The organism is Paractinoplanes polyasparticus, from assembly GCF_019710575.1.
In the GTDB taxonomy this organism is placed as follows: Bacteria; Actinomycetota; Actinomycetes; order Mycobacteriales; family Micromonosporaceae; genus Actinoplanes; species Actinoplanes polyasparticus.
On sequence record NZ_JAHWFK010000066.1, the window covers coordinates 50,589 to 65,120 of the forward strand.

The 14,532-nt window shown below is 68.6% G+C and carries 14 protein-coding genes; 5 read left to right on the top strand and 9 right to left on the bottom strand.

The window, feature by feature from the left end; genetic code table 11:
- Positions 1 to 108 precede the first annotated feature (108 nt).
- Entirely contained in the window at positions 109 to 1,440 is a 1,332-nt protein-coding gene (locus KXC43_RS46710) for an MFS transporter (protein ID WP_221382742.1), read from the top strand.
- Here the strand turns inward: KXC43_RS46710 and KXC43_RS46715 are convergent.
- A complete protein-coding gene (locus KXC43_RS46715) occupies positions 1,412 to 2,518 on the bottom strand; it encodes a sensor histidine kinase (protein ID WP_221382743.1) in 1,107 nt (368 codons plus the stop codon). The two genes, KXC43_RS46710 and KXC43_RS46715, sit on opposite strands and share 29 nt — an antisense overlap.
- Before the next feature lie 49 nt (positions 2,519 to 2,567).
- Between KXC43_RS46715 and KXC43_RS46720 the strand changes: the two genes are divergently transcribed.
- Entirely contained in the window at positions 2,568 to 3,440 is an 873-nt protein-coding gene (locus KXC43_RS46720) for a S1 family peptidase (RefSeq protein WP_308129577.1), read from the top strand.
- A complete protein-coding gene (locus KXC43_RS46725; RefSeq protein WP_221382744.1) occupies positions 3,403 to 4,137 on the top strand; it encodes a DUF429 domain-containing protein in 735 nt (244 codons plus the stop codon). Before KXC43_RS46720 ends, KXC43_RS46725 begins: the two co-directional genes overlap by 38 nt.
- Before the next feature lie 123 nt (positions 4,138 to 4,260).
- Here the strand turns inward: KXC43_RS46725 and KXC43_RS46730 are convergent, their stop codons facing one another.
- Positions 4,261 to 6,519, bottom strand: coding sequence for an MMPL family transporter (locus KXC43_RS46730; RefSeq protein ID WP_221382745.1), 2,259 nt, complete (start codon positions 6,517 to 6,519; stop codon positions 4,261 to 4,263).
- Between the two features lie 174 nt (positions 6,520 to 6,693).
- On the opposite strand from KXC43_RS46730, the gene KXC43_RS46735 reads away from it, so the two are divergent.
- A complete protein-coding gene (locus tag KXC43_RS46735) occupies positions 6,694 to 7,866 on the top strand; it encodes a sensor histidine kinase (RefSeq protein ID WP_221382746.1) in 1,173 nt (390 codons plus the stop codon).
- Positions 7,841 to 8,503 carry a response regulator gene (locus tag KXC43_RS46740; RefSeq protein WP_221382747.1) on the top strand — a complete coding sequence of 221 codons (663 nt, stop codon included), beginning with the start codon at positions 7,841 to 7,843 and terminating at the stop codon, positions 8,501 to 8,503. Before KXC43_RS46735 ends, KXC43_RS46740 begins: the two co-directional genes overlap by 26 nt.
- Positions 8,504 to 8,605: 102 nt before the next feature.
- On the opposite strand, the gene KXC43_RS46745 is transcribed toward KXC43_RS46740, so the two are convergent.
- The 7 genes from KXC43_RS46745 to KXC43_RS46775 all read right to left on the bottom strand — a co-directional run.
- Positions 8,606 to 9,967, bottom strand: a complete 1,362-nt coding sequence (locus KXC43_RS46745; protein WP_221382748.1) for a peptidase inhibitor family I36 protein — start codon at positions 9,965 to 9,967, stop codon at positions 8,606 to 8,608.
- 731 nt (positions 9,968 to 10,698) lie between these two features.
- On the bottom strand, positions 10,699 to 11,106 hold the full coding sequence (locus tag KXC43_RS46750; protein WP_221382749.1) for a protein kinase domain-containing protein: 408 nt from the start codon (positions 11,104 to 11,106) through the stop codon (positions 10,699 to 10,701).
- 90 nt (positions 11,107 to 11,196) lie between these two features.
- Entirely contained in the window at positions 11,197 to 11,490 is a 294-nt protein-coding gene (locus KXC43_RS46755; RefSeq protein WP_221382750.1) for a sigma factor-like helix-turn-helix DNA-binding protein, read from the bottom strand.
- A complete protein-coding gene (locus KXC43_RS46760) occupies positions 11,487 to 11,633 on the bottom strand; it encodes a hypothetical protein (RefSeq protein ID WP_221382751.1) in 147 nt (48 codons plus the stop codon). The genes KXC43_RS46755 and KXC43_RS46760 overlap by 4 nt, the downstream gene beginning before the upstream one ends.
- Before the next feature lie 95 nt (positions 11,634 to 11,728).
- Entirely contained in the window at positions 11,729 to 11,965 is a 237-nt protein-coding gene (locus tag KXC43_RS46765; RefSeq protein ID WP_221382752.1) for a hypothetical protein, read from the bottom strand.
- Positions 11,966 to 12,863: 898 nt separating this feature from the next.
- On the bottom strand, positions 12,864 to 13,850 hold the full coding sequence (locus tag KXC43_RS46770) for a Shedu anti-phage system protein SduA domain-containing protein (RefSeq protein WP_221382753.1): 987 nt from the start codon (positions 13,848 to 13,850) through the stop codon (positions 12,864 to 12,866).
- 201 nt (positions 13,851 to 14,051) lie between these two features.
- Positions 14,052 to 14,532: VOC family protein (locus tag KXC43_RS46775; protein ID WP_255646015.1), on the bottom strand; the 481-nt coding region annotated here is incomplete at its 5' end.

Below are 14,532 nucleotides of genomic sequence, written 5' to 3' on the forward strand. Positions count from 1 at the left end.
TTCGTGAACAGGCATTCAAGGTTTCAGATACATCACTAGTTCGTCAACGGGTGATGTCGTAGACACGGCAAAACGTTCGCGGAGCCGGGGAGCGGGAAACACCGGACCATGGGCTGGACCGTGGTGGCGCTGTGTCTCATCCAGTTCGTCGACGTCCTGGGTGTCACCGTGGTCGTGACGACGTTGCCGGCGATGCTGGACGACGTCGGCGCCTCGGCCGCCGACGGCACGCTGGTGGCGGTCGGCTACGCGATGTTCTTCGGCGGGCTGCTGATGTTCGGGGCGCGGCTGGGAGACCGCTACGGCCACCGGCGGTGCATCCTGGCCAGCCTGGTCGCGTTCGCGGCCGGGTCGCTGCTCACCGCCACGGCGACGTCCGTGGCGTGGCTGTCGGCGGGGCGCTGTGTGCAGGGAGCGGCCGCGGCGATCGCGGTGCCGTCGGCGTTGCGGCTGCTGACCGCGGTGGCCACGGACGAGCGGCAGCGGGCCCGGGCGGTGGCGGCCTGGAGCGCGGCCGGGGCGGCGGCGGGTGCGTCCGGTTTCGTCGTGGGCGGTCTGGTCTCGGCCGCGGGAAGCTGGCGGCTGATCTTCTGGGGACTGCTCGGGGTATCGGCCGTGCTGGCAGCGGCCGTCGTGCGGTTCGTGCCGGCCCGGGCAGCGACCCCCGGCCATGAAGCGCTCAACATGGCCGGGTCCGTGCTGCTGACGGGGGCGGTGATGCTCGCGATCCTGTTCGGCGAGGCGCCCTGGCTGCTTCCCGGGTCGGCCGTGCTCGTGGCGCTGTTCGTGCTCGTCGACCGGCGGTCGTCCGCGCCGCTGCTCTTCTCGGGCGTGCTGCGGCTGCCACAGGTGCGGCGCGGGGCCGGCGGCGCCTTCCTCAACACCGCCACGACCGGGGTGATCACCCTGGTCACCCTGCATCTGCAGGGCGCCTTGGGACGTACGCCGCTGGAGGCGGCAGCCACGCTGCTGCCCCTCAGCCTCGCGGTGATCCCCGGCTCGGCCGCGGCAGCCCGGCTGATCGTGCGCCGGCCGGCGGAGCGGGTGGCCGGGGCCGGTCTTCTGACCATCGGCGCCGGGCTGGCGGCGCCCCTGATCGCGCCCGCCTCGGCGCTGCTCATCGGGGCCGGGGTGGCCGCGGCCGGTTTCGGCCTGGGCCTGGCGTCGGTGGCGACCACCTCGCTGGCGACCGACGTGCCGGAGGAATCGCGGGCCACCTCGGCCGGCCTGGCCAACACGAGCGCCCAGCTGGGTACCGCGCTCGGGACGGCAGTGCTGCTGCTGGTCGCGGAGGCGACGACCGGGGTTCCCGGCGCGACCGACCGCACGCCGTGGGTCGCCTGGGTGGGCGCGGCGGTTACGGCCGCTGTGGCGGCGGCTGTCCTCGTACGCCTGCCGGTGCGTCCGGCGCTCAGCCGACCATCCGGTCCGCGGTCCTGAACGACACCTGCACGCGCAGCCCGTCGTGGCCGGTGGAGCTGGCTGCGATGATCCCGTCGTGGGCCCGGGTGATCGACCGGGCGATCGCCAGGCCGAGCCCGGCGCCGCCACTGTGGTCGATCCGCGAGCCGCTCCGCCGGCGGAACGGCTCGAACAGCGCGGGCACCTCGTCCGGCGGCACGTCGTCGCCGGTGTTCACGACGGACAGCGCGGGCTCGTCGCCGACCCGGACGTCGATCGTCCCGCCCGGCCGGTTGTACTTGATCGCGTTCTGGATCAGGTTGGACACCAGCCGCTCCAGCAACACCTGCTCGCCGATCACGACCCGCGGCGCCAGCTCGCTGGTGATCGTGACCCCGGCCGCCTCGGCCCGGGCGCGATGCGCGTCGAGAACTTCGGCCGTGATGCGGTCGAGGCGTAACGGCGTACGGGAAATGAGCCCCCGATCGCTCTCGCTGAGCGCCAGAAGCCCCTCGATCAGGCGCTCGTTGCGTTCGTTGGTCTCCAGCAGCTGCGCCGCCAGCAGCTCCAACTGGTCGTCCTTGAGCTTGCGGGCCAGGCCGACCTCGATCAGCGTCCGCTGCACGGCGAGCGGGGTGCGCAGCTCGTGCGAGGCGTCGGCCGCGAACCGGCGCTGCGCCTCGTAGCCGACGGCGATCCGGTCCATCATGTCGTCGATCGTGCGTCCCAGCACGGCCAGCTCGTCCCGCCCGTCGCCGGGGCGCAGCCGGTGCCCGAGGTTCTGCGGCCCGACGTTGGCGATCACCGGCGTCAGATCGTGCAGCGGACGCAGACACCACCGGATCGCCGGATAGCAGGCGGCGAGCAACGCCGTCAGCACGAAGGTCGTAGCCAGGATCATCGGGATGCTGGGCCGACGGAACAGCTGACGGCAGATGACGTTCGAGCTCTCCGGACCGGGCACCCCGCACCAGCCCGGCGTGACGTCCCACCACACCGACAGCAGGGTCTCGGCGGCCGGGCGCACGACGAACCCGGCGACGAGCAGCGCCGCGCAGAGCAGCAGGATTCGTCGCCTCACGCCCCCACGCTGACACACGATCGATAAAAAATTCATAAGGACGCCGCTGACACCGGCCCGACGCCCGGTCCCGAACGATGTTCACGTGTTCAAGCTTCTCGCCGCGCTGGCGGCTTCCACGCTGCTCGTTGTGGGGACGGCAAGCCCGGCCTCAGCCATCGCGTACGGGGAGAACGCGCGCGACGGCGCCTACCGCTTCTCGGTCCTGCTGACGATGACCGGCCTGCCGACCGCCGACCGCGGCACCCGCGACAGCTCCTGCTCCGGGGCGCTGATCGCACCCACCTGGGTCATCACCGCCGGTCATTGCTTCCGCGACGCCAAGGGGCGCAAGGTCAGCCGTACGGTGGCCGAAAGCACCAGAGCCACGGTCGGCCGCACGCTGGTGTCCGGCGGTCGCGGCGGCCAGGTCGTCGAGGTGATCGCCGTCCGCCAGTCCGAGACCACCGACGTGGCCCTGGCCGAACTGGCCGCACCGGTCACCGGCATCACCCCGCTGCGGGTCGCGACCTACCCGCCGTCACCGGGCGAGAAGCTGCGCCTGACCGGTTTCGGCCTCACCGCCGACCAGACGCCGGCCGAGCGCCTGCAGACCGGCCGGTTCACCATCGACGCCGTGGGCGACTCCCTGCTCGAGACGTCCGGCATCGCCCCGCAGGACGACACGAGCCCCTGCCCGCACGACTCGGGCGGCCCCTACTTCCGCACCACCGACGCCGGCCCCGAACTGGTAGCCGTCGTGAGCGGCGGCCCCGGCTGCCCGCACACCGGCCCCGACTACAGCGCCCGCACCGACAACATCAGCGACTGGATCACCGCCACCACCACGTCGCCGGGTCCGTCGCGGTTCTATCTGCTCGCACTGATTCCGGTGGCGCTGGCGGCGGCCGGGCTGCTGGTGTGGGCCTATCGTCGTACCCGTGCTGACCCTGGGAGTCGACCTGGCCTCGGCCGATGAGCGCACAGCCCTGGCCCTGGTCGAGTGGACCGGCGCCTCGGCCGTCGTACGCGACCTGCGGCTGGGCGCCTCCGACCCGGAGCTGATCGACGCGATCCGCGCCGCCGACAAGGCCGGCCTGGACTGCCCGCTCGGCTGGCCGTCCCTGTTCACCGACTTCGTGGCCGCCCAGCGAACGGGGAACTGGCAGCCCGTGCCGGCCGACGCGGCCTGGCGGCGGGGCCTGGCCTACCGGGTCACCGACCTGGTCGTACGGGCCGAGGCCGGCCTCAACCCGCTCAGCGTCGCCGCTGACCGCATCGCCTACGTGGCCTTCCGCGGCGCCAACCTGCTGGCCCACCTGGCCGCCGTCGGGATCCCGATCGACCGCACCGGAGCGGGGCGCGTGGTCGAGGTCTACCCGGCCGCCGCCCTGCGTCGCTGGGGCCTGACCCATCGGGGCTACAAGCGGCCTGGCCAGGCGTCTCTCGTGGACGAACTGCAAGCCGCCGCGCCCTGGCTCGACCTTGGCGCTTTCGAGCCGCTGGCCCGGCGCAGCCACGATGCTTTCGACGCCCTGATCGCCGCCCTCGCCACCCGAGCCGCCGCCCTGGGCCTTGCGCTGCCGCCGACCGTGGCCCAGCTGGAAGCTGCGCGGGCCGAGGGCTGGATCGCACTGCCTACCAGTGAGCTCGGAGACTTGGTCCCCTCTACCTGATCGCGTACACCGGCCGTTGCCGGTGTCAGAAGCTTGGAGCACACGCTTGGGCCGGGCCGGGCCGGCTCCGGTTCAGGCGCCCCCGCCCGGCCGGGCGGAGGCGCCTCGCGAGCGAGGGGTTCGTCAGTGGATCCGGGCGAGAGCCTGTGGATCGGCGTGCGTGCCGTCCCTCGCAGCGTCGTTGCCGGCCGGGCGTCCGGGGAGCAACCGGTCCAGCCATTCCGGCAGCCACCAGTTGGCCCGGCCCAGCAGCGTCATGGTCGCCGGTACCAGGACCATCCGCACCACCGTGGCGTCGATGAAGATCGCGGTGGCGAGGCCGAGCCCGAACATCTTGGTCGACGGGTCGTCGGCGATGGCGAAGGACAGGAACACCGCCACCATGATCAGGGCGGCCGAGGTGATCGTCCGGGCGGTGCCGGAGATGCCCTGCACGATCGCCTTGTGGTTGTCGCCGGTTCGCAGGTACTCCTCTCGCACGCGGGACAGGAGGAAAACCTCGTAGTCCATGGACAGGCCGAAGAGGATCGCGAAGAGGAACATGGGGATGAACGACACGATCGGTACCGTCGCCTCCAGCCCGATCAACGCGCCACCCCAGCCCCATTGGAACACCGCGACCAGCACGCCGTAAGCCGCGCCGATGCTCAGCAGGTTGAGCAGCACCGCTTTCAGCGGTACGAGCACCGACCGGAAGGCCAGCATCAGCAGCACGAACGACAGCGCCAGCACGGCGCCGATGAAGATCGGTAGGCGCTCGCTGGTGCGGCGACCCACATCGGACAGACTGGCCGCCGCACCGCCGATGTGGGCGTTCGACGGGCCCTGCCCGACCGCGGTGGGGAGAACCTCGGCGCGCAGCCGGGCGACGGTATCGGCCGTGGCCCGCTCCTGCGGTCCGGTGGTGGGGAACACCACAAGGGTCGCGATCCCGGTGGCCTGATCGACTCGCGCCGGCGCGACCGAGGCGATGCCGGGGTCCGCCGCGACCGCTCCTGCGACCCGGCCCGCCGATCCTGGATCGCCCGCGAGGTCGACAGCGATGATGAGGGGGCCGTTGGTGCCCGGGCCGAACCCGTCGGCGATGAGGTCGTACGCTCGGCGCTCGGTGCGGCTTTCCGGAAGCGAGCCGTCGTCGGGCAGCCCGACGCGCAGGCCGAGGACGGGCAGCGTCGCGGCTAGTAGCAGCCCCGCCGCGCCGACCGTGTACGGCACCGGATGCCGGTTGACGTGCCCGATCCAGCGCTGCCAGCCGGACGCACGCGCGGCGCCCGCCGCCGCGGCCCGCCGCTGCCCGAGCCGGCCCCGGCCGAGCAGCCGACCCAGGGTCCCGGCCCGGGCCAGGCGTGAGCCGGCGACGCCGAGGAAGGCCGGCAGCAGCGTCACCGACGCAATGACCATGATCAGCACAACGATGGAGACCGCGATCCCGCCCATCGTCATGAACGGCACGTTCGAGACCGCCATGCCCAGGATCGACACGACGACGGTGCCGCCGGCGAAGACGACGGGCCGCCCGGCCGTGGCCACCGCTTGCCCGGCCGCCTCGTGGGGCTCCAGCCCGAGCTTGAGGTACTCGCGGTGCCGGACGAGCACGAACAGCGCGTAGTCGATGCCTACCCCCAGCCCGACCATGCTGCCGAGCACCGGGGCGAATGTCGGGATCTCGGTCACCCGCGCGAGCACCGTCATCGTGGCTACGCCGACGGTGAGGCCGAAGACCGCCATACCGATCGGTAGCGCGGCGGCGGTGAGCGAGCCGAACGCCAGGAACAGGATGGCGGCCGCGGCGAGGAGGCCGATGAGTTCGCCGGTGCCGCCGCCGGTGCCGGAGAAGGCGAAGAACAGGTCCCCGCCCATCTCGATGCGTAGCGGGATCTCGCTGCGCAGCCGGTCCCCGAGGTCGACGAGGGCGTCGAGGTCGTCGGCTGACAGCCGGCTCTGGTCGGGGTACTGCACGCGGACGACGGCGATCCGTCCGTCGGCCGACACCAGGCCGGCGCTGACCGCGGCGTCCGCGCCCCGGCCGAGCGCCCCTGCCGGGTCGCTGGTGTCCAGCACGTTCGGGAGTCGCCGTACCTCGGCCTGCAGCCACGTCAACGCGGCACGCGGCGGGCCGGCGTCGAAGAACGTTGCTCCGCTGTCGACGGGGGTGACGACCATCTGGGCGGTCATCCCCTCCTGGCCGGTGCCGGCCCGCTCGATCAATTCCGCGGCCCGTTGAGAGTCAAGTCCGGGAGCGGTCATCGTGTCGGCCGTCCGGCCGCCGAAGGCGGTGGCGGCGAGGACTGCCAGCGCGGCGGCGAGCAACCACGCCGCGATCACCTGCCACGGATGTCGAGCGGCGCCGCCACCCAGTCGGGAAAGGGCCTTCGAGAGCATGGGGTCCTCCAACCACCTCGTCGGCCGCCTTCGCACGACCGCCGATCACGAGAGTCGTCGCGGCGCCGCTTCCCGGCATCGGCCCGGGAGCCTCGGATCGGCCCGCCCCCGGACGGAGAGACGCCCCGTTCTTTCGGCCGATGCGCGGCGCCGTGGGCTCCCTAGGCTGAGACCGTGCTGCGAGACGACCTGCGAAACCTGTGGACCGCACCACGGCCGCCCGGCGTCCCCGGCCGGGTGTGGCGGGACTGGGCGCTGCTCGCCGCGGCCCTGAGCAGTGTGCTGCTGGAGACCACGCTGCGGGAGAACGTCGTGTGGCGACCGATCGCGGCGGTGCTGGGCATCTGGCTGGCCGTCCTGCCGCTGTGGCGGCGGACCCGCCCGCTGGCGATGGTCGCGCTGGCCTTCGGCGCGGTGATCGCGCTCCAGGTGGCCACGCTGGTGGCGGCCCCGCGGGAGCCGATCGGACTGGACTCCAGCCTGGTGGTGCTCGTACTGGTGTATGCGTTGCCCCGGTGGGGATCGGGCCGGGAGATCGTGCTGGGGGTCCTGGTGATCCTGGCCGCGTTCGCGATCTCGGTCGTAACGGACGACATCGGAGCCGGCGAGGGGATCGCGGCCCTCGTTTTCCTGTTCATGCCCACGGTGATCGGGGCGTCCGTGCGGTTCTGGGCGACCGCTCAGGAGCGGCAGCTCGAGCGGATGCGCTCCCATGAGCGGGAGCGGCTCGCCCGGGAGCTGCACGACACGGTGGCCCACCACGTCTCGGCCATGGTGATCCGCGCCCAGGCCGGCCGGGTGGTCGCCGGCGCCGACCCGGCCGCCGCTGTCGAGGCGCTGGAGGGCGTCGAGGAGGAGGGCGCGCGCACGCTGGAGGAGATGCGTGCCATGGTGGCGACCCTGCGCGACAGCGGCGCCGGCGCCGAGCTGGCGCCGGCGGCCGGCGTCGCCGACCTGGAGCGCCTGCTGCGCGGCCCGGCTGCCCGGCTCCGGGTGGACCTGCACCTCGACGGCGACCTGGACGGGCTGCCCCCGGCTGTGGGCGCGGCGGTCTACCGCATCGTGCAGGAGTCGGTGACCAACTCCATGCGGCATGCGGTGGACGCGACCGAGGTCATGGTCCGGGTCACCGGAGAACCGCAGAGGGTGCGGGTGACGGTGCGAGACGACGGCGCGCGAGCCGGCCGCGGTCGTGACGGGTACGGTCTTGCCGGGCTGCGAGAGCGCGCTGCCCTGCTCGGCGGGGAGCTGAGCGCCGGACCGGGTACCGACCGGGGCTGGCATGTCGAGGCAGAGCTGCCGCGGGGGAGAGCGAACAACGGTGTCCATCCGCGTACTCGTCGCTGACGACCAGCCGGTCATCCGAACCGGGCTGCGCATCATGCTGAACGCCCAGCCCGATGTCGACGTGGTGGGTGAGGCAGCCGACGGGCGGGAAGCTGTCCGGCTGGCCCGGGACCTGCGACCCGACGTCTGCCTCTTCGACATCCGGATGCCCGAGGTCGACGGGCTGCAAGCCACCCGGATGATCGCCGGTCCGGGCGTCGCCGACCCGATGGTCGTGGTCGTGATCACCACCTTCGATCTGGACGAGTACGTCTACGGCGCCCTGCGCGCCGGGGCACGCGGGTTCCTGCTCAAGGACGCGGGACCCGAGTTGCTCGTGCAGGCCGTACGGTCTGCCGCCGACGGCGAGGCGCTCATCGCGCCGAGCGTCACCGTGCGGCTGCTGCAGGCGTTCGCCGACGTACCGACCGGGCGTCCCGCCACTCAGCCGATCTCGCCGGTCACCGCCCGCGAGGAGGAGGTGCTGCTGGCCGTCGCTCAAGGGCTCACCAATGTCGAGATCGCCGATGCCCTGCACATCAGCCTGAGCACGGTCAAGACGCACCTGGCGAGCCTGATGGCCAAGCTCGGCGCCCGCAACCGCGTGGAGATCGCGATGTGGGCCTACGAGACCCGCCGGATCATCCCGGGCCCGTGAGCGGGTCTGCTGGGGCGTTCCGCTTGAGTGCGGTCGGCTTGAATGCCGATCACCGGGCCGGTCCCTGGACCGACCCGGTGATCTCATGGCATTTAATTACCGTCAATAGGTGAACTTGATGGATTTAATCTTGTTGTCGAAGTTCCAGGATGCCAGATCATAGACAATACCTTCGTAGTACACCCAGTCAGAGGCTCCCGTGCAGTTGGCGCCGTCGTAGAAGGTGACGTCCAGGCGCGTACGGTTATTGAGGGAGCTGGTGGTGTCCTGGAAGGCGGCCGGCAGGTTGACGCATGTGTTCACCGGTGCCGCAGGTATGGTCAGGCGCTCGCCGGTGAATGCCGTGTTGGCGAACAGGCACAATTGCCGCTCCGCGTCCGGACACGGATCAGAAACCGGAGCCCGGAATTGGACGGACTTAGTTTGGATGTTTACGGACGGTGTCGTCAGGTCGGCCACGGTCCGACCCGGAGCCACCGGGTACGCCCTACCCGTACAGCGAGCGCCTTGGAACAGCACGACTGTTTGGTTCGATAGCTGGTTCCGGACGGACAGGGGCACGGAGGTGATGTCGACGCACGAATTCGCGGCCTGTAGGGGGAAAACTTGAACCGCTCCGGAGTATCTCGTACCGGTGAACAGGCACAGGCCCTGCACCGCGGACCCGCACAAGCCGGTCCGAGGCAGGAACTTGACCGATCGGATCTGGTTGTCGAGGCCCACCCGGCCGAGGTCCGCATTATTTGACGACCCCTCGATCGTTGTCGAGGACCCGGTGCAGCCAGTGCCGGCGAAAAGGGCGACCTGCTGGGCAATCATGTTGTTGCGTACGGAACTGGTCTGACCCTGATACTCCGGCAGAAGGTCGACGCAGGCGTCGGCCGCGCGCAGACTGACGACCTGATAGTCGCCGCTGAAGCCTGGATCCGTGAACAGGCACAGGTACTGGCTTGGCTCGACACACGGGTCGGTGGGAAAACGAATCGGATCGAACCGGACCGACCTCAGCTGGTTGTCGAACCCCTGGATGCGAAGGTTGGGGTACCCGACGCCGCCGTCAACGAAATCCGCGGCTCCCGTGCAGCCGTCGCCCGGGAAAAGGTTGATCAGCTGATCCGTGCGATTGGTGATCGAGCTGATCGTACCCTTGAGTGAGGATTGGATGTCGATACACGTGCCCGCAGGTTGCGGCGTGAGAATCTGCGCCGCACCACTACCGTCCAGATCCGCGTAGAGACACAGCTGCTTGGGGTCGCACACTGTATCCGGCGAAACTGCCGCAAGGGTTGCGTTCGCCGTGCTCGTCAGCTCGAGCCGCTCCTGGGCGGCAGGTGCGGATGGCGCAGGGTGTTGCTTGACGTCCGCGAAGGCGCCGTCGGCATTCATTGTCGCGACCAGTGTTGCGGCGAGAATAGCGACAACGAAACGGCCTGACTTTAATGCGCTGCGCGTTAGGCTGACCATGTAATGCCCCCGTCCGTTACAAATGCATGTACAACAATGCGGACTCAGCGTTCGAGCCGTCCCTCACCCCGTTGAGAGGAGCCTTTGCCACGATCCCTGGCCCAGGCGGAGCATAGACTAGCATAGATGCTTTGCTCAGCGTGTACCCCAATAGTCGCCAATTAACAAAGGGCAATCAAGGGTGGTGGTCGAAGGGTTCGCCGGGAAGCCGCGTACACAGACTCGCTGATCCCTGCTTACCGCCGTTGGCCCGCGACGCGCGCCGCAGACCCACGGATCGCTGATTCACAGGCTGCTAAATGCGAACCGCGATCGTGTAATAGTCCCCGCGCGAGGAATCCCGCCCCGAAATTTCGTTGTTCCGTCTTTGCGCAAGACGCGCAGATAGGTATGGAACAACCGTCATGAACGATTACTCTCCTATCTGCCGCCGGTGTGGCTGCACCGACCCCACCACGGGCCGTCGCTACGGTGACAACTGCCCACAGCTGGCAGACGATCCCGGCCACGCTCCTGATACTTCTCGATCCGCATCGGCCGTCAGCGTGTCCGCCGCGGAGGATTCCGCACCGCGGACGCTGCCGAGGCCCAATTAGGTCTGGATCATCGACCGCAAGCTGCGAATCGCCCGATTGGTCAGCCTGGCCAGGGCCTTTCGCCGATCGTGTTTGTCAGCCGGCCCCTGGTCGCGGGCGGCCGACGACGCGAGCCGCTCATGCGCTGCGATCGGTTCAGGCGCCGCGGGCGGGGGCGGCTGGCTCAGGCGGAGCGACTCGGGCGCTGTCCCTCCAGTCCATTTCGCCGAGCGACCCGGCCAACTCGGTGGCGGTGGGACGACGCCGGGGATCGCCGGCCTCGGGCGCCATGTAGTGGGGAGTGCCGACGATCGCGTTGATGGTGGTGATCCTGGGAGTCTTGACGATTTGCTCGGCGAAGCCGACGGGCCGGACGTCGCCGCGACCCGGGTCGCTCACGATGCGGGCGACGCCGAAATCGGTGAGCCGCGCATCGAGTCGGTCGCCCTCCACTTGCAGCAGGACGTTATCCGGTTTGAGGTCGCGGTGTATGACGCCGAGTTCATGCGCTGCGGCGAGTGCGGAAGCCACCTGATACCCGAGTCGAGCAGCTGACGAGTCCATCCGGCAGCACGTCCAAGGCGCGGGCGTCGGCCGCCGCTTTGATCAGCTCGCGTCGCCGCTCCAGCTCGCCGTCGGCCAGCCGAGCCTCGATCACGCCAGTTCCTCCGCGATGTCGCGATATTTGAGCCCGCTCACGAGAAGCTGCATGACCTTGCGCTGGGTGGGCGGCAGCCGGCTCAGAACCTCGTTCACCCACGTGACCCCGGCGTAATTTTCGATGTCCTGGCCCGGATCCGGTCGGGCGGGCAGTTCGTCGATGGGGAACAGATCGGTGCGTTGGGCGTGGACACTTTCCCGGGTCCGGCCGATGCGGTTGCGTAATGCCGTGTGGGCGTACGCCTCGTGGTTGTCGATGCTGAACCAGCGTTGCCGAATCTCGATCATGATTTCGGCTGCGGCGTCTTCGGCATCGTGCAGGTTCCGCAGCGGCCCAGTCCTCGCTTGATCAGATCCGGATAGACGCGATCGAAGAAGGGGTCGAATGCCGAGTCCGGAAGACGTCCGGGGCCGTCCTCGGCGTCAGTCACCCGCGTGTCTCCGATCATCGCCCGTGACGAACCGTCACCGAGTTCGAGCTGGGAGAGCCGCCCGGCGTGAAAGCTGTCGCCGGAAAGAGTGACGGCTACCGTGGCCCACCGCGAAGCGCGGCATACAACCCGGCGAGTCCGATCTCCAGCATCAGGCAGGCGGCGAGGGTGCTACCGCTGATCGTCAGGATGCCGATCGGATTGGCTTGCAGCAGGGCCGCGATCAAGGCCGCCACCGCGGCGAGAAGGGCCGCGAAGGCCAGGCCGCCGGCCACCACGAGGCAGCCGACGACCAGAGTGCGGGTGGTGGTTTCGTTGTTGGAAGAGCTCACCTTCAAGATCGGCCAGCAAATTGGTATTCACTGGTAGTGAGTCCCGAGAGCGGTGACGCGTGAAAGGGCGGTCGAAACTGATCGGGATGGTGCAGGTACGTCGACTGCGCCGTGCCGGTGCTGCCCGGCCGGCGTGAGCGGTTGCGCCGCGGTGGCTGTCCGACCCGGCGGGAGGCGATCGCGGCCCGTGACGTGCTGCTTGGCGACGGCGATACGGCCGCCGCGGAGGGCTGGACGATACAACGCCGGCCACGCTGTTGGCTGACCACACGGACGAAGATCCGGCCGGCCACCCGGACCAGCACCCACCAAACGAAAAGCCCGAACCTACGCAAAGTAGGTTCGGGCTTTTTCGATGTCCTGAGACATCACACTGTGCGCCGCGTAGGACTTGAACCTACAACCCGCGGATTAAGAGTCTGCGATCTTGAATATCGCGGGCTCTCGCGGCGTGCCGCCAAGTGTCATTCCGGCAGGTGAAACCGCGGACGGTATGTCAGGTCATGCCATCGGGTGACGCACCATTCCGGGACTGCCTCGTCCCCCCACGGTCCCCCATGGACCGGCTATGGAGGCCTGGGCCGTCGCGGCGGTCCAGGCCTCCCACGCTGTCCGGCTGTGACGTGAGCAGAGACCGGACCAGCGAGTGGCGGAGTGTGCGTGCCGTCCTGGATTCGCGTCGGGCCGGATTGGGGGACCGGCGGCGCCTAGGGTCTGGCAAGCGCCGACGACAGCCTCATCACATCCGAATCGTCGGGGAGTGTGCACGTGGGCTGGCCATCTCGTCGGGCGCGCTGGCTGTCGAGACTCTGCCTGCCGACGGCAGATATTTGACTACCCAAGGTGAGGTTCGCCCAGCGAGGCGGCGTCCGGATTTGCCGAGAAGATCGCGCGGCTCCTATTCAGTGTCTGGGGTCGTGGACAACCATTTCGCGCCACATGCAATAGCTTCCGCATGCGCCTTGGACCAGTAATCGAGGCGCCCAAGAAGGTAGTCGACTCGATCTTTCGGCAGGCCGGTGCCGGAGATACCTTCGACATCTTCCTGCAATAGCCGCACGGCGGCGTGTAGGTTAGATAGGCGCGAAATATCCGGCGCAATGCGAGGCCCAGTTGAAAAGGTGGGTTGGAGCGCTTTCACTTCAAGCTTATGATGCGACCCGTAGCGGATGGTCAAGGCGTCAGTTGCTCGGCTCTCTGGGGTCATGCTGTTCAGCGATCTAAAATGTTCGTCTGGTCGCGCCATCATCTTACGTTTGCGATTCAGAAAATCACCCTTTGGCCCGTGCGGGCCACCGGGAAGAAACTCATCCGAATGGCCATACACTAGCCAATACTCGAACTTGATGTTCTTTTCTTTCCGTACGGTATCGAGATCAAATTTCTTGAGGAAGGTGAGTTGATTAATCGGTTCGTTCAGCGTCGTCCGCCAAGAAGCTAGCTGGTCCAACGCTTGCGTTAGAGCCCCTGTCGGTGTGCCGTTACTCGGGTTAAACCAGGACTTGCTGGGTCGCTCAATTTCCACCAACGCTACGTACAGTGTTCCACTGTCTGTACGGACCCACATAAAGTCGGGGCCAAATTCGGCCGTATATCCGTCAAGCTCCGGCTCAGTGAGTAAATAGTTGAATGCCCTGGGTCCGTGGTGCCCGGCGCCATCTGGGCCCGCCGCTCCAGGAACAAGTGGAGCGTGCCGTTCAAGGAATCGATGAAGCTCCGACTCCTTCGCCTTGCTTGCTCGCATGCGATTCAAGCCTATGTTCAGATGTGCTGCACATCTTGTGAGCCAGATATTTTCATCTAAACCCTGCGACGGGGCTCCACTTCCGTCGGAGCGAGCATGGGCATACAGCTCGCCCCCAATAGTTTCATACTTGACGTTCACTCTGATCCCCCTCGCGCTCAACCGCACCAAATCGACGTCGCAGGAGGAGTGTAATGTGCGACGAACCGCACGCTGCGAGCTTTTACTCATCTGCCGCGATCCGGCGCGCGGGCGGGAAACATGCCGTCACGCCCGATCCTCGACCGCTGCCCTCAACAGCTCCGGGTAGCGCCGCGATGCGTTCGTTCGTTCGTTGTGCCACTACGCCTCGTGGAACGGCGCGGGCTCCGCGGCGATCTGCTTGGACATCAGGCAGAACTCGTTGCCTTCCGGGTCCTCCAGCACGACCCAGCTACCGCTGCCGACGATGCCCGACCGTTTCGCTCCCAAGGCAAGCAACCGGGCCAGTTCCTCCGCCTGGCCCCGGTCGGTAGGGCACACGTCGAAATGCAGCCGGTTCTTCGCGCTCTTCGCCTCCGGCACCCGGACGAACAAGATGTCCGGGCTGACCGTCGCTCCCCGAATCGCCACCCCACTGTCATCCCGCGCGAAAACGCGGTAGCCAAGCACCGCACACCAGAACGCCGCGAGTAGCTCCGGGTCGTTGCAGTCGACGATGATGTCGCCTATCCGGCTGGCCACGGGCAGGAGCATAGCCTCGCCGTAGTACCGGTAGGCCGCCGGCGAGGTGCCTGCAAGCAGGTCCTTTTCCAGCGGCCCCCGGCCCGAACCCGCCGTGCCA